Genomic DNA, 22,077 nt, shown 5'->3' with positions numbered 1-22,077 from the left:
ATCGAAAAAGCGACCGGTCATCACGCCGGACTGAAAGCAGCTACGGCTGTGAGGGGCTTGTGCCTTGTATCACAGCGTCAACGCCATCCATAGGCTACCCCGAGTAGGGTTCGAAAACCGCTGTCCTGAGCAGAAGCTGCCCATAAACAGTGCTTTAGCTCAAAGTCGCGTTTTCAGAACGCTCGTCTCTTCACATGGGCTGCCTCCAGTGGTAAGACCTCGTTGCTTCAGGCCATCAGGAGATAATGGACAGATGCCTCCCATTGTCGTCCTTTCTCCGCAGGAGTGGGAGCCTCGCGCCCTTGCCCATGCGGAGCGGGTGCGCGCCTACACCGAGCCCTACCTCCGCCGTCGGGCTGAACAGCGCAGGCACCCGGTGGAGGACTTCCTCTTCACCTACTACACCCAGAAGCCGGCCCAGCTCCTGCGCTGGCATCCAGGCGCGCACACGGTCCTTACCGGACCCGGCGCCGTCGAACGCGCGGACTGGAAGTTCTACCGTGCACTGTCCGCCGCGGAGCGGCGGGAGCTGGGCATTGCCGACGACGACGGCGCGGTCACACTCGATCTCGACACGTTCCTTCGGGTGCGGCGCGAGGCGGTGGATTTCGCACGCATCGTCCTTTCCGGTACTGCAGCCCGCCCCGCCCAGTACGGCTGCTTCGGCCTGCATGAGTGGGCAATGGCGTACCGGCCGGAGGAGAATTCCATCCGGCACGAGTACCTGAACCTCCGGCTGGGCGCGGGCGGAACGGACGAGGTGGTGGAAGCCAACCGGATCCGCTGCAGCCACTTCGACGCGTTCCGGTTCTATGCTCCGCAGGCTGTGTCCCTCAACGAACTGCAACCGACCAGGGAAACCCAGCGGGACCTCGAGCAACCCGGGTGCCTGCACGCCAACATGGATTTGTACAAGTGGGCATACAAGCTCACTCCCGCCCTGCCTAGCGAACTGGTGGTGGACTGCTTCGAACTCTCCTGGCGCATCCGGGCCGTGGACATGCGGGCCTCGCCGTACGACCTAGCAGAGTGGGGCTACCCGCCCATCCGGATCGAAACCCCGTCAGGCAGGGCCGATTATGTGCGGATACAACGGGCATTCTCGGCTGAATCCCAGCAAATGCGTGCAGAGTTAATGAAGTATCTGGAGGAACTAGAGGTGGGTTGCGAAGAAGCAACCGGGAGGTTTTCATGACATCCGTGGGCTGCGCCGCAAAAGGTGCCCTGGCCGGCGTCGTACTGGCGTTAGCCCTCACGGGCTGCGGTGCGTCCGGCAACGCGGGTGCGGAGCTGACCGGCGCCCCGCCGAGCGTGCAGTCCTCCACCCCACAGCCGTCCGATTCCCCCACAGATCCGGAGAGCATCGTGCCGCCAGAAACACCGAAGCCGAGCCCCTCGTTCCCCACGGATCCCGACGCGGCCGGCACCGCGAACCTGACCATCAGCATCAGACTGTCTCCAGAATCCCAACCAAAGGAATACGTCCTGGAGTGCTCCCGCGACGGCGTCGGTTCGTCAACAACCATGCCCAACGCGGAGGCTGCATGTGAGGTCGTGCGGCGACTGGGCGCGTCCTTCTTCAACGCAAAGCCCGACCCAAACAAGATGTGCACGCAGCAGTATGGCGGTCCGCAGACCGCAACCATCACGGGCACCGTCGACGGCCAACGTGTCCACGCCTACTTCTCCGCGACGGACGGCTGCGAAATTGCCCGCTGGAATGCCCTGCAGGCAGTGCTTGGATCTGCAGGCGCCACCTGACCCCGCGGCTCGTCCCATCCCTGTCTCCTAAGGTGCTCCGGGGCGCAAAGCATCCCTAGGGCGCGAGACGCGGATCGAAGGCCGACGCAGCCTCCCTGAGGAGCCGGGCGACGGTGTCCACCACCACGCTGGGCCGGCGCCGCGCATCAAACCGGCGCAACACGGTGCGGCGCGTCCCCAGCCCGGGCACATCCAGGACGTCGACGCCTGCCTGCACCACGCCGGTCAGCGCCAATGAAGGAACGATTGCGATTCCCTCGCCCGCGGCGACCAGGGCGAGGGCCGTCAGCGTTTCCTGGTACTGATGCACGGTCTCGATCGGTGTCGCCGTGGCTTGGCGCAGCCGGCCAAGTACCGCCGCATTGGCAGAAGACGGTTCAACGTCGAGCCACGGGAGTGGCAGGCGGCCGAAGTCAAGGTTCTCAGTGCTGAGCAGGACGCCCTCAGGAGCGACCAGTTTCCACGGCTCATCGAGCAACGGTTCATCCATCATTCCTGAGGGAAGGGCCCGTTGGTCGGCGGACAGGGAATCAAGCTCCACGACCACTGCGTCCAGCTGGCGTTGGCGCAGCAACCGCGTCAGGACCGGCAAGTCGTCCTCCACCATTTGAACCTGCAGTTGAGGGTACTGCTCACGCCATTCCGGAAGCCGCGGGATCACAACCGTGCGCAGGAAACTGGTGAAGCCCCCCACGCGGACAACGCCGGCGACTTTTGCACTCCCTTCGACCCGGGCGCGGGCAACATCCAGGGCCCGTTCAATCTCTTCACCCGCCTCGGCTACAGCGACGCCGGCAGGCGTGAGCACCGAGCCCTTGGGCGTTCGAACCACAAGGGTGTGCCCAATCTCGTCCTCCAGCTTGCCGAGCTGCTGAGACACTGCGGATGGTGTGATTTTCAGCTCATCAGCAGCTGCCAGAACGCCTCCGTTGCGGGCCACGGCCAGAAGAACGCGCAAACGGCGCGGATCGATTTCCATGTTAAGCATTTCTAAATGATCTCTTCAGCTAGATGCAATTGCTCTAAACGGAATTGCTCGCTCATACTTCTGCTGGGAGTCGCGAGCTGGTGGCTCGAAAGGGGTTTGAAAGGGACGTCATGGAACTGTTGTGGGAGGCTTCGGGATGGGCAGGTGCTGTTGCAATCCTCAGCGCCTATCTCGCCGTGTCCATGGGCTGGATGAAGGCAGGAAGAATCTTCCAGACCGCCAACCTGCTGGGAGCATGCGCGTTCATCATCAACGGCTCATTCCACGGGGCGTGGCCATCGGTTGCCACCAACATCGCCTGGTTTCTCATCTCCGCGATCGCGCTCTACCGGATGCGCATAGAGGCAGGGTCTCCCGCTGCTACGGAGCTGCCTGAGGCGTCCTTCCCGGGTGTCTCCGACTCGACCGGCCAGCTGGCAGTAATCGAGCATTCCTTGACCCCCGGCCTGGGACGAGCAGAGGAGCTGGCACAGGCCTAGCGCTTCAGGCCTAGCGCGTCAGGCCTAGAGCGTCGCACCGCCGGAGCCTTCCTGCGCCTGCAAACCGGCGCCCTGCACTTCGTTCGGGCTGTCCCTGCCGGCCCGGTAGAATGGTAAGGCAAGCTCGCGGAGCGCTGGTCCAGGCAGTCCCTACCCAAGCGTGAGACGGCACCCGTCGGGCAACCGCATTTAACCCCCACTCACCGCAGTGTTTACACTTCACAGGAGTTACCGGATGCCCCGGATCGTCGTTGACGTCATGCCCAAACCTGAAATCCTCGATCCGCAGGGTAAGGCCATCGCCGGCGCCCTTCCCCGCCTTGGCTTCACCGGCTTCGCGGAAGTCCGCCAGGGCAAGCGGTTTGAGCTGACCGTTGAGGGCGAGGTCACTGAAGAGGTGCTCGACCACGCCCGCCACGCGGCCACCACGCTGCTTTCCAACCCCGTCATCGAGGACGTGACCCGTGTTGAGGTCATCGAGGACGCCAAGTGACTGTCGAAGTTCCGCTGATCGGCCATTCCGCTGCTGAGACTGTCGACTCCAGCCTCTCCGGCGTGCGGGTCGGCGTAGTCACGTTTCCCGGCACGCTCGATGACCGCGACGCACTCCGCGCGGTCCGTATTGCAGGCGGCACGGGTGTTCAGCTCTGGCACGGCGACCACGACCTGAAGGACGTCGACGCCGTCATCATCCCCGGTGGTTTCTCCTACGGCGATTACCTGCGCGCCGGAGCCATCTCGCGCTTCGCGCCCCTCATGGAGCAGATCACCGATGCTGCTTCCGGCGGATCCCTGCCGGTGCTGGGTATCTGCAACGGCTTCCAGGTGCTGACCGAGGCGCACCTACTGCCCGGTTCCATGGTCAAGAACAACCACCTGCACTTCCTGTGCAAGGACCAGCGCCTCAAGGTGGAGAACACCTCAACGGTGTGGACCTCCTCGTACGGCGAAGACAGTGAAATCGTGGTTCCGCTGAAGAACCAGGACGGCCAGTTCGTCGCGGACGAACGCACGCTCGACGAGCTTGAGGGTGAGGGCCGGGTTGTCTTCCGTTACGTCGGTGGCAACCCGAACGGTTCGCGCCGCGACATCGCCGGCATCACCAACCAGCACGGCAACGTCGTTGGCCTCATGCCCCACCCGGAACACGCGGTAGAGCCCGGCTTCGGTCCCGACTCGTCCGCTTTCGGTGACGTCGAGGTCCGCGGTGGCGTGGACGGGCTCGGCATCTTCACCTCGGTACTGCAGAAACTGGTGAACAAGTGACCACAGAGACAACTTCCAAGAAGTTCAACATCGACACGGTTGAGCACGCCGAGCAGACTCCGGAGCAGCAGCTGCCGTGGGCAGAGTTGGGCCTGAAGGAGAACGAGTACGAGCGCGTGGTCGAGATCCTCGGCCGCCGCCCCACCGCTGCCGAGCTCGCCATGTACTCCGTGATGTGGAGCGAGCACTGCTCGTACAAGTCCTCCAAGGTGCACCTGCGCCAGTTCGGCGACAAGGTCACCGACGAGATGAAGGAGCACCTGCTCGTCGGCATCGGCGAGAACGCCGGCGTCGTCGATATCGGCGACGGCTGGGCGGTGACCTTCAAGGTCGAGTCCCACAACCACCCGTCCTTCGTCGAGCCCTACCAGGGCGCGGCCACCGGCGTCGGCGGTATTGTCCGCGACATCATCTCCATGGGTGCCCGCCCGGTCGCTGTGATGGACCCGCTGCGCTTCGGCGCAATTGACCACCCGGACACCCCGCGCCTCGTGCACGGAATCGTCTCCGGCATCGGCGGCTACGGCAACTCCCTCGGCCTGCCAAACATCGGCGGCGAGGTTGTCTTCGACTCCGTGTACCAGGGCAACCCGCTGGTGAACGCCCTTGCGGTCGGCGTCCTGCGCCACGAGGACATCCGCCTCGCCAACGCATCCGGCGTCGGGAACAAGGTGGTCCTGTTCGGTGCGCGCACCGGTGGCGACGGCATCGGCGGCGCGTCGGTGCTGGCCTCGGAATCCTTCGATGACGCGAAGCCTTCAAAACGCCCCGCGGTCCAGGTCGGCGATCCCTTCGCCGAGAAGGTTCTCATCGAGTGCTGCCTGGAGCTGTTCAAGAACAAGATCGTCGAGGGTATCCAGGACCTCGGTGCCGCCGGAATTTCCTGCGCCACTTCGGAATTGGCATCCAACGGCGACGGCGGCATGCACGTCGAGCTCACCAACGTCCTGCTGCGTGATCCTTCCCTGACGCCGGGCGAGATCCTGATGTCCGAGTCGCAGGAACGCATGATGGCCGTGGTCAGCCCCGAGAACGCTGCCGCGTTCGAGGCGATCATGGACAAGTGGAACGTCGAGTACTCCTGGCTGGGTGAGGTCACCGACACCGGCCGCCTCATCATCGAGTGGGACGGCGAGAAGATCGTCGACGTCGATCCCCGCACCGTTGCCCACGAGGGCCCGGTCTACGAGCGTCCGTACTCCCGCCCCGAGTGGCTGGACGGCGTGCAGGCTGACTCCTTCAACGGGGAACGCCCGGCGAACGGCGAGCAGCTCAAGGCTGCCGTCCTGGAGCTGATGGCCTCGCCGAACATGTGCTCGAAGGATTGGATCACCAACCAGTACGACCGCTACGTCCAGGGCAACACTGCGCTGGCCATGCCCGACGACGCCGGCGTCGTCCGCGTCGACGAGGAGACCGGCCTCGGCGTGGCCCTGTCCACTGACGCGAACGGCCGCTACTCCTACCTCAACCCGTACGACGGCGCACGCCTGGCCCTTGCTGAGGCTTACCGCAACGTCGCAACCTCCGGAGCCAAGCCGATGGCGGTCACCGACTGCCTCAACTTCGGCTCGCCCGAGGACCCCGAGGTCATGTGGCAGTTCGCCGAATCGGTGCGCGGCCTTGCCGACGCCTGCCAGGAGCTCGGCGTTCCCGTCACCGGCGGCAACGTTTCGCTGTACAACCAGACCGGCGGCGTGGCCATCCACCCGACGCCTGTTGTCGGTGTTCTCGGCGTGTTCGACGACGTGGCCCGCCGTACGCCGTCGGGCTGGCGCGAGGACGGGCAGGCCATTTACCTGCTGGGTACCACCCGCGACGAGCTGGATGGCTCCGAATGGGCCAACCTGCGCGGCCACCTGGGCGGTCAGCCGCCCGCGCTGGATTTGGACGCGGAGAAGACTCTTGCGGCGATCCTCGTGAATGCCTCGCGTGACGGCATGATCGATGCAGCACACGACCTCTCCGAGGGCGGCCTGGCAGCTGCGCTGGCCGAGGCGTCCCTGCGGTTCGGCGTTGGAGCCCGGATCGGTATCGACGAACTGTGCGAGCGTGACGGCATTGACCCGTTCACAGCACTGTTCTCCGAGTCCCAGGCCCGGGCGATCGTGGCTGTGCCTCGCTCGGAGGAAGTCCGGTTCAACGACATGTGCGCTGCACGGAACTTCCCGCGGCTGCGGATCGGCGTCGTCGACGCCGAGAACCAGGCGCTGGATGTGCAGAGCCACTTCTCGCTCCCGCTGTCCGAGCTGAAGGAGGCCCACGAGGCCACCCTCCCGAAGCACTTCGGGTAATTGCTTCCCAGAACCCCGGGCACCGGCGCAATTGCGCCGGTGCCCGGGGCATTTAAGCACGAGTGTCCACAGGTGCTGAGATTTGGCAGGACAGACGCATCATTAGGCCAGATCGTTACGTGGACAACCCGGTGGGCAACCGGCCGAACCGTTAGGGTTGATCCATGACCTTCCCGCTGTTCAGTGCGCTTTTCGCCATGATTGCGGGTTTGTTGCACGTCTACATTTTTGTGCTTGAAAGCGTCCGTTGGAGGCATCCGTCAACCTGGCGCAAGTTCGGGATCACATCTCAGGAGCACGCCGACATCCTCCGTCCTATGGCCTTCAACCAGGGGTTCTACAACCTCTTCCTCGCCGCGGGCGTGATCGTTGGACTTTCGCTTTCGGGCACACTTGTGGGTTACGGCATGGTGGTGATGGCCCTTGCGGTCATGGTGCTTGCCGCAGTCGTTCTGGTCTTCACCAACCGCGCCCTCTGGGCAGGAGCCCTGCTGCAGGGACTTCCGCCGTTGGTGGCCCTGGTGACCGCACCGCTGCTGACGCAGGCCTGATTACGACGACGGCCGCTTTGGCCCGTGGCTCCCGCCGGCCAATCTGTGTGCCGCCGCAAGGTACCGTCGGGTGACCAATTCCTGGCAGGAACGGGCAACGGGAGCACCTGCACGGTACAGCCAGCCGCCGTGGCGGCTGTAGGCACGGAGGTCGAAGAAGACCACACCCTCCGAATCCATCTCCGCCACAAAGCTTTCCTCTCCCGATTCCGGGTGACCCGGCAGGGTGGCATAGGCGAACCCGGCACGGACAACGCCGTCGTCGTGCCTGGCGGGAGTTCCTGAAAGTTCATCAATCCAGACCACTTCGCACGGAGCGTTCAGGCGCAGGTTTCCTATTCCGAAGCCGACGGTCACGGTTCCGCCCACCGCTGCTTGCGGAGCTGCAATCACACGAAGGCCTGCGAGCCGGTGAAGTTCGAAGGAGAGGATACCTTGGGCCAGTGACTGGAAGGCGGACTCCCCGGCTCCCACCCGGATGCGATGGTGCAGCGGACGGAAACCGATGGGCCAGGCACCGATCCGGGTCCACCCGATGGCTGTATGAGTGATCTCAGGCATCGCTGGCCAGCTTCTGCGTCTCCCGGTTATAGCTTCCCTGCGCGAGCCGGCTCCAGCCAAGGGACTCCCGGTCCTTCCGCGGCAAGCCGGCCACGACGAGGTCATAGGAGTCCTCCACCATGTCGCGCAGCATGGAGTCCGGGAGGCTGCCCGTGCAGTCCACGCCGTTCCAGTGCGTCTTGTTGAGGTGCCAGGCACCGGTGATCTCCGGATGCGCAGCGCGCAGTTGCTCAGCGAGGTCCGGCTCGCATTTGAGGCTGACGGAGAGCGACTGTGCCTTCAGGTTGGACAACGCGAACATCCTGGCGGTTCCGCCCGGAGCACGCACCTTGAAGACGGAAGCTTCCGGCCCGAATGGAAAGTCCTCGAAGGCGCCTGGAAAGGACAGGCACACATCACGTAGCTGGGCTGCATCCACGATGGAAGCGTACCGCCAAGCGGTGACACACTATAGGGACCACAATTCAAGGAGCGGGCATGGGAGACCTCGGACGGCAGGCACGGAAGGTTGCAGACGGGGCAGAGGAAGCAGCGGAATCCAAGCCCTTCATCATCGCTGCACGCGTCGGCTACGTTGCGGCAGGCCTGCTCCACATCCTGATCGGGATCATTGCCGTACGTGTCGCGGCAGGCGGGTCGGGCAGCGCTGACCAGGACGGAGCCATAGCCTCACTGGCCGGCACACCCGGAGGCGGCATCCTGCTGTGGGTCTGCTCCATCGGATGCTTCGCGCTGGCGCTCTTCCTCCTCAGCGAGGCACTCTTCGAGGGTAGGCACCGGGACAGGAAGGAGCAGCTGAAGCAGCGCCTGAAGAACGCCGGGAAGGCTGTTGTCTACGCAGCCATCGGTGTAACGTTCACCCGTTATGCACTGGGGTCGGCGAGCGACAGCAGCTCGTCCGCCCAATCCACCAGCGCAGCCCTGATGACAAATCCGGCCGGGACCGCCCTCCTGCTGGCCATCGGAGGGGGCATAGTGGCGGTTGGCGGCTACTTCATCTATAGCGGTGTAACCCAAAGGTTCGAGGAGCACCTGGCGGGTGAACCATCCGGCTCCGTAGGGCAGGCAATCACAACGCTGGGCACGGTCGGGTACATCGCCAAAGGGATTGCACTCGGTGTCCTGGGCATCCTCGTGGTCATCGCGACGGTAACCAATAACCCGGAGGAATCCACCGGGCTGGACGGTGCGCTGAAGACACTCCAGGAGCAGCCGTTCGGCGTCTGGATTCTGGGCGCGGTGGCTGTTGGGCTCGTTGCGTACGGCCTCTTCATGGTGGTCCGGGCACGCTATCAGCGCATGTGAAGGTCCGGCCCGCACCCCACTAAAGCATCAACCGAGGGGCCTCGATCGCCGGGCAGGTGTTCATGACAACCTCGAGTCCGGCGTCCTTTGCGCGTTGGGCAGCGGCTTCGTCGATGACCCCCAACTGCAGCCACACAGCTTTCGCTCCAACAGCGATGGCATCGTCCACTACTGCACCCACCCGTTGGCTGTTGACGAAGCAGTCCACCACGTCGATCTCACCAGGGACGTCCGCGAGACGCTTGTAGCCGGTGCGCCCATACACATCGTCGCCCTTCAGACTCACCGGAACCACGTCCATGCCCAGTCGGTCGATGAGGAAGCGCGAAACGCCCATCGCTGCACGAAGCGGGTTGTTGGACAGGCCGACAACGGCCCACCGCCCCGGTGTGGTCAGGAGACGCTTGATGGTTTCGGGGTCGTTGCGGTGCGGCATGCTGGCTCCCTTGTGCTTGTACAAAACTGTGCGGATGCAAACCAGTCGAATGCAGGACTAGGCGGGCTCCAAGACGCCTCGGAACGTCCTCCGATAGGCTGCCGGGCTGGTGCCGAGCGAGCGCTGGAAGTGATGGCGCAGCAGCACGGCCTGCCCGAATCCAGTCTCGCGGGCAATGGCTTCGATACTGAGATCAGTCTCCTCCAGCAGTGATTGCGCCCGAAGGACACGCTGCGCAGTCAGCCAGGCGGCCGGCGTCGTACCCGTCTCCGCCTTGAAGCGCCGGGCGAAGGTGCGCTCCGACATGTGTGCGCGCGCGGCCAGCGCCCTGACCGAGTGTTCCTCCTCCAGGTGGGCGTCCATCCAGACCAGCACGTGCTCGAGGGTGTCGCACTGTCCCACCGGGATGGGCCGATCGATGTACTGCGCCTGGCCGCCTGCCCGATGCGGTGGGACCACCATGGACCGGGCAATGCTGGTTGCCGCGGTGGCTCCGATTTCGGTCCGTACCAGATGCAGGCAGGCATCGATTCCTGCGGCCGTTCCGGCGCTGGTGATGATGTGCCCGTCCTGCACGTAGAGGACGTTCTCGTCCACGGTGACCTCGGGGTACTGTTCGGCCAGGCGGTGGGAGTGCAGCCAGTGGGTGGTGGCCCGCCGGCCGTTGAGGAGTCCTGCTTCGGCAAGGGCGAAGGCGCCGCTGCAGACGGAAAGGATCCAGGCACCGCGCTGGTGGGCGGACCGAAGTGCACGATGCACCTCCTCCTGGCCGGGAGCGTCATCGCCGAAAGGCGGCATGATGATCAGGTCGGCCGTCTCGGTCACGCCGAGGTCCTCTTCCACGGAAATCGAGAAGCCGAGACTGCTGGGAACGAGCCCGGGGGACGGCGAACAAATCGAGAACTCGAAGGCCGGGATGCCTACTCCGCGGGCGGAACGATCCAGCCCGAAAATCTCACAGGCCACTCCGAACTCGAACGGAGTGACCCCCGGCAGGACGACGACGGCGACTTTCCTGAGCATGCAGACAGTATGGCAGTTTTGAGGCAGGAAGATAAGATCCCGCCACCCTAGAGTTGGAGCTTCTTCCGCGCGATGAACTGACGAATCCAGTCGAGGGTCTCCGGACGGTCGAGATGAAACCCGTGCCTGCCCTTGGGAACCCGAGCGAGCATGGAACCCGGAATGTATTGCTTCAGCGCGAGTGCGTTCCCGAGTGGAGTGACGACGTCGGCCGTGCCATGGAGGATGAGCGTCGGTGCCCGCACCGAGGAGAGGAGGTTCCGCGCGTCGTGCTCGCTGCTGGCGCGGAAGTGAAGGCGCTTGGCACGGCGTGGAGCGCGTGCGGTGAAGAAGGTGTGCACCGCCTCGCGATGCTGGGATGCCCAGTCTGGGTCGAAGAAGAGGGGCTCGAGCCGCGAAGGATCACCGCTGGTGAGCGCGGCTGTCGCTTCGCGATCGCGATTGGTGCCAAGGTAGCCGCCGGCCGAGGTGGCGGCGAGGATGAGCGCGCCCGTACGCTCCGGATAATCAATCGCCAGCCACTGGGCCACGCGGCCGCCCATCGAGTGCCCGTACACGTGCGCGCGCTTCGTGCCGGCCGCGTCGAGGACCGCCCGCGCATCGGCCGCGAAGCCCCTTGTGCTGTAGCTTTCGGCGGACCCTTCCTCGCTGCCGCCGATTCCGCGGTGGTCGAAACGGATCACCCGGAAGGTGGAGGCGAGATTCGGAACTATCGGATCCCAGCCGGCCAACCCGGTCACCTGGCCGGAAATCAGCAGGAGCGGATCTCCGGTGCCGTCCTCCCGCCAGGCCAGCCGGGCGCCGTCGTCGGCCTCGGCAAACTGCACGGCAACCTCAATCCGTGATGGTGGAGGGCGGGGTGCCGAGGTTTTCCAGCTCGTCCCAGAACGACGACGGCACTTCCGTTGCGCGCATGCACTCCAGTTGGGCTATCCGCTTGGTGGAAGAAATGCCGACGATGGTGGAATCGATCATCGGAGACCGCAGGGAGAAGTGGAGTGCGGCCGTTGGAAGGTCGATGCCGTGTTGGGCGCACAGCTTTTCGACGCGGGCCACCCAGGCGAGCAGTTCGGGCGAGGCATCCGTGTAGGCGTAGGTCGCCCCGCTTGCCGAACCCCGTGACAGTAGCCCTCCGCCGAAGGGCGCAGCGTTGAAGACGCCCATCCCACGATCCACTGCATCCTCGATCAACGGAACGGCGCTCCGGTCAACCAGGGTGAAGCGGTTGTGGGTCAGGAGGACGTCGAAGGCCCCGGTTGCAACGTACTTGCGCATCAGGCTCACGGTTCCGGCTGCGATCCCGATCGAGCCGACCAGTCCCTCATCCTTGAGTTGGAGCATTCCTTCAATCGCCCCGCCCTGTGCTGCCGCCTCTTCGAAGGTGACCGAGTAGGGATCGTGAAGGTGCAGCAGCTCGAGCCGGTCCACGCCGAGCCGGGCGCAGCTTTCCTCGAAGGACCGCCGCACGCGGTCCCGGTCGAATGCGTGGGTGTTCGGGTCCTCGTCGACCTTGGTGACGACGGTTCGGCCCGCCCCCACACCCCCGTCCGCGAGCGCCAGCCCCAGGACGGCCTCGCTCCTGCCCTTGGCGTAGTTATTCGACGTGTCGATGAGCGCATACGGTCCGTGCAGCATCACCTTTGCAAGTTCGACGGCGGCTGCCTCCCCCGCGTCACCGGGCCTGGTGCCTGCGCCCAGGAACGACGTGCCTAGCGTGATCGGGCTGGTGGACAGGCCGGTGGCCCCGAGCGTCCTGGTGTCGGTGAGCTCGTTGATGGGATTGGGCATTGATGGGCTCCCGCTCAGTTCGTTGGAGGTTTGCGGCTGCAGCGCTGATCTAACTGCAATGTACCGCCGGGCGTGCGCCAATGCGTGCCAGTCAACTACCTTCGGTTGGTGTTTCGGAGCTGATAGATGAGCGCTGCAGCGACGTCGATCAGGCGCACGTTGGTGTCCTGGGACAGCTGCCGGAGCAAACTGAAAGCTTCGTCCGCGCTGCACCCCCTGCTGAGCATCAGCATTCCCTTTGCCTGCTCGATCGTGGCACGGGACGAGAGCGCTTCACGGAGTTGGGCTACTTCCTGCGCAAGGTCCTTGTAATCGGCGATACCGTCGGCGAAAAGGTCGACCATCTGCCGGTGCCTTTCGGCCTCCGACGAATCTACCGCAACCTTGTTCATGACATCCCGGTAGTGCTCCATGACCGCCAACGCGTCGGCTCGAAGGACCGTCGCCTCCCGGATGCGCTGCCGGATACCGACTACCCGCCCTTCGTGCAGGATCGGGACGTTGTAGGGCACCCAGTGTCGCTGCTCGAACTTCCCCGACTTCTTGTTCACAAGGTCGTAGCGCTGGATGACCATATTGTGAGCGACGCCGGTCCGAAGAACCCTCTCGAAGGAGGCGCCGAGTCGAACTACTGCGTCGGCCTTGGGATCGTCCGGGTTCTCGGGAAACGCCGACAGTGCATGCACCGACACCAACGAGTCTTCTTCACGGCCGGTCAGGCGGGTGAAGGCGGGATTAACCGCTCGGATGGTCAAATCACGATCGATAAGGACGGTTGGCACCGTATCTGCCCGGAACGCTTCATCCCCGGCAAGCTTCGACGAGTCATCGGCGCCGTACGCAGTGAAACCACTCACTCCGAAACTGTATCGCGCTCCAAGCCATCCCCATCATCCAGGGACTCCGGCCCATCGGGAGTCCATCGCAGGAGGTCACCTGGCTGGCACTGCAGCACCTCACACAGCGCTTCGAGGGTTGTGAATCGTACGGCCTTGGCCCTTCCGTTCTTGAGCACCGCGAGGTTGGCCGGGGTGATTCCCACCCGCTCCGCGAGGACGCCCACGGGCATCTTCCGGCGCGCCAGCATGACGTCGATGTCAACGATGATCGGCATCAAATCACCTCGTCGAGTTCGGTGCGGAGGTGCTTGGCTTCGACGTCGCGGGCTACCGCCTGGGCAAGCAGCATCCGCAGCACCAGCACAATCAGCGCTACCCCGCCGATCATCAACGATGCACCGCAGATCAGCAGGATGATTCCCGGTGCGATCCCGCCCGGCGCCAGCAGTACGGCAAGCCCGAAGACGAGCACCGACGCGGCGGCAATCGCCCCAAAGATGATGTCGACATAGCGGAACGCGCCCTTCGAGAACACGGTGTTGTGCCGAACCATGGTCAGCAGCTTCCAGACGCACAGCGCGCTGACCTGAACCGTCACGATGCCGAAGACCACGATGGCGTTGAACGTAATCCGCAGTCCCGTGGGTGCGCCGGCTTCCTCAAGATCGGTGGAGATCAGCGGAACCATCCACAGTTGAACGAATAGCGACCCGGCAAGAACCATCGCAATTACCACCTGCAACGCGATGATGGTCAGCTTTCCCATCAGGACCCCTTCGATTGAGCAACAAGAGAAAGTTATCGGTATTCGATAGGTGCGTCAAGCGGCGCGGCGGTCGTCAGACGCAGAAGCGCCGGTGCTGTGCAGGAACGTGGGGACGTCTCCACGTTCCTGCACCTTCCCGGCGCTTCTGCGGTTGACGGGCGGGTTGTGACGGTGGGGCCGGGCCCGGCCAGCTCAGCAGGTAACCCATGGATCCGTTGCCTCACCGCAGAGCACGTGGCATTGAGGCAACGTCTTCGGCGCGAAGGCAACGGATCCGTCGCTCCGGGACGCTATCCCACTCGAACAACGAGGTCCGCACGGCTGCGGGTGGCTTCGATCAGGCGCGCGTTGGGCTCATCCACGGTCTCGACCCAGCTCGCCGCTGCTTCCGGTGACTTGCCGAACAGAATGTGCCGCTGGACCAGACGCTCAATGCGCAGGCGCTGCTCTTGCTCGCAGAACCAGGTCTCCGTGCACCGCTGACGCACCTCGCGCCAGCCCGGACGGTCCAGCAGCAGGTAGTTGCCCTCGGTGATCACAACCTGCACCGACGGGTACACCGGAATAACGCCGGCCAGCGGCTGCTCCAGCGTCCGCTCGAAGCCCGGCGCGTAAACCACCGCATTCCGCGGCTCGCTCAAGCGGCTCAGTAGTGCCGCATACCCATATGAGTCGAAGGTCTCGGGAGCACCCTTCCGGTCCAGCAGGCCCAGACGGTCCAGTTCGGCGTCGGCGAGGTGGAAGCCGTCCATCGGAACGTGCGCATACAGCTGCCGCTCCGGGTCCGCTTCATCCCCATTGAGCTCGCTCACGAGGCTCTCGGCGAGCGTGGTCTTGCCCGCTCCCGGCGCGCCCGTGATCCCGATAACGACGACGCTGTCCCCACCCATCGACGTGTGCACGCGGAGGTGCTCGATGCGGTCAGTAAGGTCAGCGAGGATCACCGTGCCATCCTGACACGCACCTGTCCGACGCCGCTCACGAAAAGCGTCCTGCACAAGCCAAGCGGGCGAACCCTCAGGCCCGCTCCAACTCCGCCCCGAAGGCGTATGCGGCGTTGCTCCAGACAATGAACAGCAGCGGTGCGGGCACCAGCGCAACACCGAGCACAGGCTGCACCAGCGCTGCCCCGGCAACGATCCCCAGCAGCACCAGGGCCGCGGCACTCAGATACCAGCGGCGAACCGAAATGAAGAGCGCGGCCTTGGCAAGGTCCCGCAGCCGCGCAGACGGCAACAGCACCGCGCCCGCCACCAGGTGAACCGCGCAGACCACGACCGCAACGATGCCGAGAACCGCGAGAGGGGCAAGCAGCACCCCTGCCGGCTGCCCTGCGACCAGCGCAAGGTCCACCCCCAGGACAAAAAGCACGACGACGGCGGCAAGCCCCGCGAGCGCAGCCCGCCGAAACGCCGCCCGGTAGCCGCGGAAGAACGCCGCGAACGGCCGATCGACGCTTTCCTCGCCCCGCAGGTCGGCGAAGGCTGCGAATGCTCCGCCCAGGGAAGGCAGCACCGTGACCGACAGAGCCAGGAAGAACGGCCAGGACGCCGCGGGCTCAACCACCGCGTAGAGGAAGAACACCAGGGGCGCGTTCGTGACTGCCAACGACACGTTGACGGCCAGGAACGTGTAGACGAAAGCGAAGATGCTGCTGAAGGTTTCGAACCCCAGGCCGGCCCCGCGCCGTCGTGCGGGTTGTCCCGACCGCGCCGGTCGCAGCAGCGAACTCACCCCTTCATTCCGCTCGTCGCAATCCCCTGGATGAAGTACCGCTGCCCCAGCAGGAAGATGATCAGGATCGGGATCACCGAGATGACTGATCCGGTCATGATCATGGCGTATTCGGCGTCGAACTGTCCCACGAAGGACCGCAGGCCCAACTGCACCGTCCAGAGCCGGTTGCTGGTCAGGTAGATGAACGGTCCCATGTAGTCGTTCCACGTGTTGACGAAAGTCAACAGCGCCAGGGACGCCAGTGCCGGTTTGGACAGGGGCAGGATCACCCGCGCCCAGATGCCGTACTCGCTGAGACCGTCGATGCGCGCGGCTTCGCAGAGTTCATCCGGAATGGTCATGTAGTACTGGCGCATCAGGAACACTCCGAAGGCGCCAAACGCCTGCAGCAGAATGAGGGACCAGAACGTATTGGTGAGCCCGAGGTTCTGCATCATGATGTACTGCGGCACCATGTAGGCCTGCCACGGTACGGCGATGGTCGCGATGTAGCCGAGGAACAGCGCGTCCCGACCGGGGAACCGCACCTTGGAGAACCCGTAGGCGGCAAGCGAGCCGGTGAGCACCTGGAGGAACGTGATGATGACAGCCAGGTACAGGGTGTTCTGGATGTAGCCCATCATCGGGATGCGGGACCAGATCTCCGTGTAGTTGCTCCAGATGAATTCCTCCGGGATCCACTGGATGGGAACCGTGAACACCTGGTTGTTCAGCTTCAACGAGGAGGAAACCATCCAGATGAACGGCACCATCAGCCCCGCCACCAGCACGGCCAGCAGCCCGTAGCAGAGCAGGTTCACCCGCCGGGAGGTGATCTCCTTCCGGGAACGGGAACGACGGCGGCCGCTCCCCTGCCGCTCCAGCGGCAAGGCTGGTGCCAGTGATGCTTCGGTCTTGAGGTCTTCTGTCACGTTGGTCATCAGCGTTCCTTCCGCTGCTGCAGTTTGAATTGCACCACCGTCACGGTCAGCACAATGAGGAAGAGCACCAGGGAGATCGCCGAGGAGTAGCCGAAGTTACCCTCCGTAATGCCCTCCTGGTAGATGAGCTGGGACAGCACCGTCGTTGACCGTCCGGGCCCGCCGTCCGTCATCACGACAATGAGGTCGAACACCTTGAAGCTCGAGACCGTGAGCATGACGAGTACAAAGAAGGTGGTTGGACGCAGACCCGGAACCGTGACGTTCCAGAACCGCTGCCAGGCGTTGGCGCCGTCCACCTCAGCGGCTTCGTACAGCTCGTTGGGGATGGCCTGCAGTCCGGCGAGGAACAGGATCATGTAATAACCCATGTCCCGCCAGACGCTGGTGATGATCACCGCGGGCATGGCCCAGTCGGAGCTGGACGTCCAGCCGGGCGGGTTGGCGATGCCGATGGCCTCCAGCAGCTGGTTGATGGGCCCCGTTGTCGGGTTGAAGAGCATGTTCCAGACAACGGCGACCGCCACCAACGAAGTGATGTACGGGAAGAAGATGGCCACCCGGAAGAAGCCGATGCCTTTGAGCTTCCGGTTCAGCAGCATTGCCAGCAGGAGGGCCAGCCCCAGGGTCAGCGGTACGTGCCCGATCGTGTACCCGACGGTGTTCATCAGCGCGATCCAGAACGTCTCGCTGCCGAACATCTCCTGGAAGTTCCGAAGGCCGATCCACTCGGGCGTGGAGAAGGAGTTCCACTCCATGAAGGCCAGCGCGAACGCGGCGAACACCGGGATCAGCGTGAAGGCGAGGAACCCGAGGAAGTTGGGAAGGATGAAGGTCCACCCGATCAGGGTGGTGCGCCGGGCCTGCTTACGGTTGCCCTGCGATCGCGGGCTCGTGCCCGTCCGGGAGGCCTTGGGCCGCTTGAGTGTCTGCGTAGTCATAGTGTGCCTTTTCCCGTAGGGGCGCCGCCGTGCCGACGGCGCCCCGAGCGGATCAGTTCAGTACTTCGCCCTGTACGCGCTTGGTCATGTCGGCGATGCCCTGCTCGATCGTCTTTTCGCCGACCATGATGAGCTCGTGCTCCTCGGCCAGGATCGCGTCGATGTCGCTGGTCACGTCGCTGATGGGCATCTCGAGCTTGGTTTCCTCGGGTGTGAAGGCTTCCTTCGAGAGGTCGTCAGCGGGCAGGCCCTCGAGCTGGAAGTAGGCCTCAGTGACGGTGTCGGTCTGCAGTGCGGGTACGACGCCGATCTCGGCGATCGCTGCTGCCCCGCCATCACCTGCCGCCCAGGCGAGGAACGCTTTCGCTTCCTCGCTGTGCTCGGCGTTCTTGTTGACGGCGAAGCCGGTGGGCGATCCGAACGTGGTGATGTCCTCGCCGTCGGAAATCTGCGGCATGGGCGCAAGTCCCCAGTTGAAGTCGACTTCCCCGGCCTCCTGCGCCGCGACCAGCGGAGCGATGTACCAGGTGCCCATGGGGACCATCGCGGCCTGCTGGGTCTCGAACATGGTGCGGTAGCCGGTCTGCTGGCTCATCGCGGTTGCCCAGTCCAGCGCCGCGCCTTCCTTCTGCAGGTCCACCACGGTCTGGTACTGGTCTGCGAGGAAGTCGTACTCGCCGCCGATCAGGTCGCCGCCGGTCTGGGCCGAGGCGATGGCCTGAACCACCGAGCGCCAGTAGTGGTGGTAGGCGCCGTAGACCTTGTTGCCGCCCTCGCCGCTGGCGAGGCTCTTTGCGGCCTCGGCGTATTCGTCCCAGGTCAGGTTCTCCGGGTACTCCACTCCGGCGGCGTCGAACAAATCCTTGTTGTAGTACAGCAGCCAGAAGTCCTGGCGGTAGGGAGCAGCGAAGTACTTGCCGTCCACCTCGTAGGCGTCGAGGTTCGCGGTGTTCTCGGTGTCGAGCTGGCCGACGACATCGCTGACGTCCTGCAGCTGCCCGCGGCTGGCGTAGCGCGCGTACTCCATGGGGCTCTTCATGGTCAGGACGTCAGTGGTGTCACCGCCGGCCAGCATGGTGGTGACCTTCTCGGCGTAGTCGTCGGCGAGGATGTCGATGTGCTGGATGTCGATGTCCGGATTCTCTTCCTCATACGCGTCGAAGAGAGCCTTGAACTCGGGAGTTCCCTCGTAGTTCCAGACCGAGACGGTGAGCGGCGTCTTGCCGTCCTCTCCGCCGCCTCCCTCCGCAGGACCGGCGGCGCCGCCGCATCCGGTGAGCGCCAGGACGGCGGTGGCAGCCACGGCAGCGGCTGCGAGTACATTTCGCTTCATTGCGGATCTCCTTGGTTGTACTCCCGGCCGCTGTCGGCGGGAGTGGTCGGTACTGGTTGAGTAACTGAGTTTGAAGATGGAGCTAGAGCTATTCGGGCAGAACGACAGTGGTTGTGTGGTGGCCCGGCCAGCAGACGGTAGCCGTGCCGGCGCCGAGCTCGACGTCGGGGCGGCGGTTCAGGGAGGCGGAATCACCAAGGCTGACGGCGGCGCCGTACCAGCTGCCCACCTCCGGCCTTTCGGTGGCCGCAGCAGGAATGACGGTCCGGTCGCCTAGCGGGGTGGCATCGAGGAGGACGCGGGGTTCGGCCCGCTCGAGTCCCACGAGGGGCTCGACGACGGAGGCCAGCTCACTGGAGTCCGGCAACGGCCAGCCGCCGATAGTGAGAGCGCCCAGCTGAACCTCTCCGGCCGCCGGCTCCCGGTCGACCCGGACAAGCCGCACTTCCCACGGCCCCGAGACAATGGACACGGTGGTGAGCGGGGCGCCCCGGCTGACGATCCCGCTGGCGCCGTAGCCGTGGTCGAATCCGTGGGGATCCGGTTCCACCCAGTGGGCTTGCGCCCGGGATGCCCCGGCGAGCGCACCGGCGTCGTCGGCTGTCACCTCCACGGCGAGGGTCTCGAAACCGGACCGGTGGCTGGGCCGGCCCTGGGCGTCGGCGAGCGTGACGGCCATGTCGCGCGGGTCGGTCTCCCCGTCGGAGCCCAGGATGGGCGAGGTGGCGGTGGAGTAGCCCAGCCGCGCATACAGCGGCGAGTCCGCCACTTCCGCGCCGGGCGAGGCATGGTCGGTGCCGTGGTTGATCACGCGCACGACGCCGTCGGCCCGAGTGCCGCTGGCCAGCCAACCGGGTGCCGCGGCAGTGAAGGTGAAGTCGTCTTCCTCGACGGGCAGCGGCTTTTCGACGGCGGTCCAGACCTCGTGATCGGCGGGCAACGCGAGGCCCAGCAGGCCCTTCGATGCCCAGTAGGGCGAGCCCGGACCGGAGTAGGACTGAGCCATCTGCCGCCACTCGTGGTGCCAGCCCAGGGTGAGCAGACCGTCGGCGTCGGGAGCGCCGCGGTCGGCGAAGTGGCGCACGATTCCGCTGGCGGCGCGACGCAGCAGGCCGGGGTCGACGGCGGTGCAGCCGGCGAGCGCGCCGCCCCAGAACGGTGCCGCGGCGGCGAAGCGGTAGATGAGGCTGCGGCCCTGAATGAGCGGTGAGCCGTCGGCTCCGACCAGGCGGACGGCGTCGAGCAGGAAGCGGTTCAGGTGGGCAGTGTCCCTTTCCTTGCGCGCGGGGCCGGGGCCGTCGTCGTGCCCGGCCATCCGCTGCCAGAGCACCGGGTAGAGGTGGAGGGCCCACCCGCAGTAGTGGTCGTAGGAGCGCTTGTCGCCGTCGCTGTACCAGCCGCCGTCGCGCTCGAAGGTGTCGTGGAGGGCGAGGTCCTCGTCAATGTTGGCCTGGCTGTAGTCGGCACCGACGGACTTCAGGAACTGCTGCACAACGATGCGGAACCACACCCAGTTGATGGGCGGGTAGTCGGCGTCGGTGGTGCGCGAGAACCAGTCGACAACCTGTTCCTGGACGGTGGCGTCCAACCGGTCCCAGATCCACGACCGGGTCATGTCAAGCACGAGCGCCAGCGCCGCGGCCTCGACCTTCGCCTGGCCGTGTTCGTCCGGTCGGATCCAGCGTTCCGGTGACTGCGGGTCCGAGCCGGAGCGCAGGCCCTCGGCGTACCACTCGGCGAGGTTCAGGGGGTCCCTGCCATGCTCGCCGGCCAGGCGGAATCCCGCGGTCATGAAGGTTCGCGCGAAGCCCTCGAGGCCGTCGATCGCACGCCCGTAGCCACCTTCCCGTCCGGGAGGGGTGATCCGCCCGTGATGAGGGCTTGCCCACTGGCGGACGCCGAGCAGCATCGAGTCGGCAAGGGCTGCGTGGTGCTCGCGGGTCCAGCCGGTGAAGGGCGAGAGCTCGCTGTCCAATGCCGGGAAGGAGCGGAGGGTCTGCTGGGTGTGCGGGCTCATGCGCTCAGCCCCAGGTCTTCAAGGAGGACGCGGGCAACCAGCGCTTCGCCGGACAGGTAGCGTTCGAGTTCGTCGAGGGCGGCGTCGGACATGCGGCGGGTTTCGGTTCCCAGTGATCCCGCGATGTGCGGGGTGATCACGACGTTCGGCAGGTCGTACAGCACGGAGTCGGCGGGCAATGGTTCCGGATCGGTCACATCGAGGATGGCCTGGATCCGGCCGGACCGGCATGCTTCCTCAAGAGCGCTCGTGTCCACCAGGGAGCCGCGGGCGGTGTTGATGAGGGTGGCGTGGTCTTTCATGGCTGCCAGCTGCGGTGCTCCGATCATGTGGCGCGTCGCGGGAAGTTCGGGGGCGTGGATGGTGACGACGTCGGCCACCGGCAGCATCTCGTCAAGGGGCACCAGGCGCCCGCCCGCTGCTGCGACATCCCGAGGATCGGCGTAGGGATCGACCACCAGGCACGTTGCGTCCTGGATACGTTCCATCAGCTTCACCACCCGCCGCCCTACCCGCGAGAAACCGATGACGCCGATGGTGCGGCCGATGTTCCCGAGGTCCCCGTGGTTGCCGATGTAGGACCAATCGGCGCGGAAGTTGCGGGCGTCGTTCGCGAGGAATTGGGCGCGTTTCCCAGCCAGGAGGATCGAGGCGAAGGTGAACTCCGCAACCGGCACAGCATTCACGTCCGCACAGTTGGTGACCAGGATGTTTCGGGCCCACAGTTCGTCACTGACAAAGTCGCGGATGGTGCCGGCGCAGTGGAAGACCGCCCGGAGCTTCGGCATCGCCGCCAGCCGCTCGGCGTTGAGCCGGGGAACGCCCCAGCTGGTGACGAGGACCTCGACGTTTGCGAGCCTTGTCGACAACTCAGGTGCGTCAAGCGAGTTCGTCCAGACCGGGTCGCCGAGGTTTACCAGCTGTCCGAGCCGCTCCAACCGCGAGGAGTCGAACTGGTCGGCGAAGGTCGTTGAGCCCATCACCACCAGTGCCTCGGGTTTGTTCGTCATGAGTTGTCCTCTCGGGAGCTCCCGGATATGCAGCGGATGCTTGTAACCGTGTGCCTTGCGTC

25 protein-coding genes are annotated in these 22,077 nt (G+C 65.0%); 8 read left to right on the top strand and 17 right to left on the bottom strand.

Annotated elements, in window-relative coordinates; all coding sequences use genetic code 11:
- The first annotated feature begins 253 nt into the window (after positions 1-253).
- Positions 254-1,195 (top strand): 3-methyladenine DNA glycosylase, encoded by a 942-nt coding sequence (locus GC088_RS01500; RefSeq protein ID WP_323960157.1) that lies wholly within the window; start codon positions 254-256, stop codon positions 1,193-1,195.
- Positions 1,192-1,761, top strand: a complete 570-nt coding sequence (locus tag GC088_RS01495; protein ID WP_323960156.1) for an SSI family serine proteinase inhibitor — start codon at positions 1,192-1,194, stop codon at positions 1,759-1,761. The genes GC088_RS01500 and GC088_RS01495 overlap by 4 nt, the downstream gene beginning before the upstream one ends.
- A 55-nt stretch (positions 1,762-1,816) precedes the next feature.
- Here the strand turns inward: GC088_RS01495 and GC088_RS01490 are convergent, their stop codons facing one another.
- Positions 1,817-2,740 (bottom strand): LysR family transcriptional regulator, encoded by a 924-nt coding sequence (locus GC088_RS01490; protein WP_323961870.1) that lies wholly within the window; start codon positions 2,738-2,740, stop codon positions 1,817-1,819.
- Positions 2,741-2,859: 119 nt separating this feature from the next.
- Between GC088_RS01490 and GC088_RS01485 the strand changes: the two genes are divergently transcribed.
- From GC088_RS01485 to GC088_RS01465, 5 genes are all read left to right on the top strand, one after another.
- On the top strand, positions 2,860-3,228 hold the full coding sequence (locus GC088_RS01485) for a CBU_0592 family membrane protein (RefSeq protein WP_323960155.1): 369 nt from the start codon (positions 2,860-2,862) through the stop codon (positions 3,226-3,228).
- Between the two features lie 235 nt (positions 3,229-3,463).
- Positions 3,464-3,721 (top strand): phosphoribosylformylglycinamidine synthase subunit PurS, encoded by a 258-nt coding sequence (purS, locus tag GC088_RS01480; RefSeq protein ID WP_323960154.1) that lies wholly within the window; start codon positions 3,464-3,466, stop codon positions 3,719-3,721.
- Positions 3,718-4,494, top strand: coding sequence for a phosphoribosylformylglycinamidine synthase subunit PurQ (gene purQ, locus GC088_RS01475; protein WP_416377484.1), 777 nt, complete (start codon positions 3,718-3,720; stop codon positions 4,492-4,494). The genes purS and purQ overlap by 4 nt, the downstream gene beginning before the upstream one ends.
- The gene (purL, locus tag GC088_RS01470; RefSeq protein ID WP_323960153.1) at positions 4,491-6,788 is read left to right on the top strand and encodes a phosphoribosylformylglycinamidine synthase subunit PurL; all 2,298 of its coding nucleotides are present in this window, start codon (positions 4,491-4,493) and stop codon (positions 6,786-6,788) included. Before purQ ends, purL begins: the two co-directional genes overlap by 4 nt.
- Before the next feature lie 164 nt (positions 6,789-6,952).
- Positions 6,953-7,339, top strand: a complete 387-nt coding sequence (locus GC088_RS01465; protein ID WP_323960152.1) for a DUF1304 domain-containing protein — start codon at positions 6,953-6,955, stop codon at positions 7,337-7,339.
- Here GC088_RS01465 and GC088_RS01460 read toward each other — a convergent pair whose 3' ends face one another.
- Positions 7,340-7,900 carry a DUF1990 domain-containing protein gene (locus tag GC088_RS01460; RefSeq protein WP_323960151.1) on the bottom strand — a complete coding sequence of 187 codons (561 nt, stop codon included), beginning with the start codon at positions 7,898-7,900 and terminating at the stop codon, positions 7,340-7,342.
- Complete coding sequence (locus tag GC088_RS01455; protein ID WP_323960150.1) at positions 7,893-8,318, bottom strand: MmcQ/YjbR family DNA-binding protein; 426 nt, start codon at positions 8,316-8,318, stop codon at positions 7,893-7,895. The genes GC088_RS01460 and GC088_RS01455 overlap by 8 nt, the downstream gene beginning before the upstream one ends.
- 59 nt (positions 8,319-8,377) lie before the next feature.
- On the opposite strand from GC088_RS01455, the gene GC088_RS01450 reads away from it, so the two are divergent.
- Positions 8,378-9,205 (top strand): DUF1206 domain-containing protein, encoded by an 828-nt coding sequence (locus GC088_RS01450; protein WP_323960149.1) that lies wholly within the window; start codon positions 8,378-8,380, stop codon positions 9,203-9,205.
- A 19-nt stretch (positions 9,206-9,224) separates the two neighbouring features.
- Here GC088_RS01450 and GC088_RS01445 read toward each other — a convergent pair whose 3' ends face one another.
- The 14 genes from GC088_RS01445 to GC088_RS01380 form a co-directional block, all read right to left on the bottom strand.
- Positions 9,225-9,641: a CoA-binding protein gene (locus tag GC088_RS01445; RefSeq protein WP_323960148.1), complete on the bottom strand. Its 417-nt coding sequence runs from the start codon at positions 9,639-9,641 to the stop codon at positions 9,225-9,227.
- A 57-nt stretch (positions 9,642-9,698) separates the two neighbouring features.
- Entirely contained in the window at positions 9,699-10,664 is a 966-nt protein-coding gene (locus GC088_RS01440; protein WP_323960147.1) for a GlxA family transcriptional regulator, read from the bottom strand.
- Between the two features lie 47 nt (positions 10,665-10,711).
- Entirely contained in the window at positions 10,712-11,491 is a 780-nt protein-coding gene (locus GC088_RS01435; protein ID WP_323960146.1) for an alpha/beta fold hydrolase, read from the bottom strand.
- 7 nt (positions 11,492-11,498) lie between these two features.
- A complete protein-coding gene (locus tag GC088_RS01430) occupies positions 11,499-12,452 on the bottom strand; it encodes an aldo/keto reductase (protein ID WP_323960145.1) in 954 nt (317 codons plus the stop codon).
- Between the two features lie 95 nt (positions 12,453-12,547).
- Complete coding sequence (locus tag GC088_RS01425; protein WP_323960144.1) at positions 12,548-13,309, bottom strand: ANTAR domain-containing protein; 762 nt, start codon at positions 13,307-13,309, stop codon at positions 12,548-12,550.
- Positions 13,306-13,566 carry a helix-turn-helix domain-containing protein gene (locus GC088_RS01420; protein WP_323960143.1) on the bottom strand — a complete coding sequence of 87 codons (261 nt, stop codon included), beginning with the start codon at positions 13,564-13,566 and terminating at the stop codon, positions 13,306-13,308. The genes GC088_RS01425 and GC088_RS01420 overlap by 4 nt, the downstream gene beginning before the upstream one ends.
- Positions 13,566-14,057, bottom strand: a complete 492-nt coding sequence (locus GC088_RS01415) for a DUF2975 domain-containing protein (protein WP_323960142.1) — start codon at positions 14,055-14,057, stop codon at positions 13,566-13,568. The genes GC088_RS01420 and GC088_RS01415 overlap by 1 nt, the downstream gene beginning before the upstream one ends.
- Positions 14,058-14,347: 290 nt before the next feature.
- The gene (locus tag GC088_RS01410; RefSeq protein ID WP_323960141.1) at positions 14,348-15,001 is read right to left on the bottom strand and encodes a nucleoside/nucleotide kinase family protein; all 654 of its coding nucleotides are present in this window, start codon (positions 14,999-15,001) and stop codon (positions 14,348-14,350) included.
- A gap of 73 nt (positions 15,002-15,074) precedes the next feature.
- Complete coding sequence (locus tag GC088_RS01405; RefSeq protein WP_323960140.1) at positions 15,075-15,791, bottom strand: DUF624 domain-containing protein; 717 nt, start codon at positions 15,789-15,791, stop codon at positions 15,075-15,077.
- On the bottom strand, positions 15,788-16,714 hold the full coding sequence (locus GC088_RS01400; RefSeq protein ID WP_323960139.1) for a carbohydrate ABC transporter permease: 927 nt from the start codon (positions 16,712-16,714) through the stop codon (positions 15,788-15,790). The genes GC088_RS01405 and GC088_RS01400 overlap by 4 nt, the downstream gene beginning before the upstream one ends.
- On the bottom strand, positions 16,714-17,655 hold the full coding sequence (locus GC088_RS01395; protein ID WP_323960138.1) for a carbohydrate ABC transporter permease: 942 nt from the start codon (positions 17,653-17,655) through the stop codon (positions 16,714-16,716). Before GC088_RS01395 ends, GC088_RS01400 begins: the two co-directional genes overlap by 1 nt.
- 52 nt (positions 17,656-17,707) lie before the next feature.
- The gene (locus GC088_RS01390; protein WP_323960137.1) at positions 17,708-18,988 is read right to left on the bottom strand and encodes an ABC transporter substrate-binding protein; all 1,281 of its coding nucleotides are present in this window, start codon (positions 18,986-18,988) and stop codon (positions 17,708-17,710) included.
- Positions 18,989-19,076: 88 nt separating this feature from the next.
- Entirely contained in the window at positions 19,077-21,005 is a 1,929-nt protein-coding gene (locus GC088_RS01385) for a DUF2264 domain-containing protein (RefSeq protein ID WP_323960136.1), read from the bottom strand.
- Entirely contained in the window at positions 21,002-22,015 is a 1,014-nt protein-coding gene (locus tag GC088_RS01380) for a hydroxyacid dehydrogenase (protein WP_323960135.1), read from the bottom strand. The genes GC088_RS01385 and GC088_RS01380 overlap by 4 nt, the downstream gene beginning before the upstream one ends.
- Between the last annotated feature and the right edge of the window lie 62 nt (positions 22,016-22,077).

Source organism: Arthrobacter sp. JZ12, assembly GCF_035189165.1.
In the GTDB taxonomy this organism is placed as follows: Bacteria; Actinomycetota; Actinomycetes; order Actinomycetales; family Micrococcaceae; genus Arthrobacter_D.
This window is presented reverse-complemented; position numbering and strand designations above follow the sequence as displayed.

Bases quoted from the DNA above. Each gene is read 5' to 3' on its own strand.
- GC088_RS01460 (WP_323960151.1), bottom strand. From the start codon at position 7,900: ATGCCTGAGATCACTCATACAGCCATCGGGTGGACCCGGATCGGTGCC.
- GC088_RS01390 (WP_323960137.1), bottom strand. From the start codon at position 18,988: ATGAAGCGAAATGTACTCGCAGCCGCTGCCGTGGCTGCCACCGCCGTC.
- GC088_RS01485 (WP_323960155.1), top strand. From the start codon at position 2,860: ATGGAACTGTTGTGGGAGGCTTCGGGATGGGCAGGTGCTGTTGCAATC.
- GC088_RS01450 (WP_323960149.1), top strand. From the start codon at position 8,378: ATGGGAGACCTCGGACGGCAGGCACGGAAGGTTGCAGACGGGGCAGAG.
- GC088_RS01380 (WP_323960135.1), bottom strand. From the start codon at position 22,015: ATGACGAACAAACCCGAGGCACTGGTGGTGATGGGCTCAACGACCTTC.
- GC088_RS01495 (WP_323960156.1), top strand. From the start codon at position 1,192: ATGACATCCGTGGGCTGCGCCGCAAAAGGTGCCCTGGCCGGCGTCGTA.
- GC088_RS01400 (WP_323960139.1), bottom strand. From the start codon at position 16,714: ATGACCAACGTGACAGAAGACCTCAAGACCGAAGCATCACTGGCACCA.
- GC088_RS01395 (WP_323960138.1), bottom strand. From the start codon at position 17,655: ATGACTACGCAGACACTCAAGCGGCCCAAGGCCTCCCGGACGGGCACG.
- GC088_RS01465 (WP_323960152.1), top strand. From the start codon at position 6,953: ATGACCTTCCCGCTGTTCAGTGCGCTTTTCGCCATGATTGCGGGTTTG.
- purS (WP_323960154.1), top strand. From the start codon at position 3,464: ATGCCCCGGATCGTCGTTGACGTCATGCCCAAACCTGAAATCCTCGAT.
- GC088_RS01415 (WP_323960142.1), bottom strand. From the start codon at position 14,057: ATGGGAAAGCTGACCATCATCGCGTTGCAGGTGGTAATTGCGATGGTT.
- GC088_RS01445 (WP_323960148.1), bottom strand. From the start codon at position 9,641: ATGCCGCACCGCAACGACCCCGAAACCATCAAGCGTCTCCTGACCACA.
- GC088_RS01420 (WP_323960143.1), bottom strand. From the start codon at position 13,566: ATGCCGATCATCGTTGACATCGACGTCATGCTGGCGCGCCGGAAGATG.
- GC088_RS01440 (WP_323960147.1), bottom strand. From the start codon at position 10,664: ATGCTCAGGAAAGTCGCCGTCGTCGTCCTGCCGGGGGTCACTCCGTTC.
- GC088_RS01385 (WP_323960136.1), bottom strand. From the start codon at position 21,005: ATGAGCCCGCACACCCAGCAGACCCTCCGCTCCTTCCCGGCATTGGAC.
- GC088_RS01490 (WP_323961870.1), bottom strand. From the start codon at position 2,740: ATGGAAATCGATCCGCGCCGTTTGCGCGTTCTTCTGGCCGTGGCCCGC.
- GC088_RS01430 (WP_323960145.1), bottom strand. From the start codon at position 12,452: ATGCCCAATCCCATCAACGAGCTCACCGACACCAGGACGCTCGGGGCC.
- GC088_RS01500 (WP_323960157.1), top strand. From the start codon at position 254: ATGCCTCCCATTGTCGTCCTTTCTCCGCAGGAGTGGGAGCCTCGCGCC.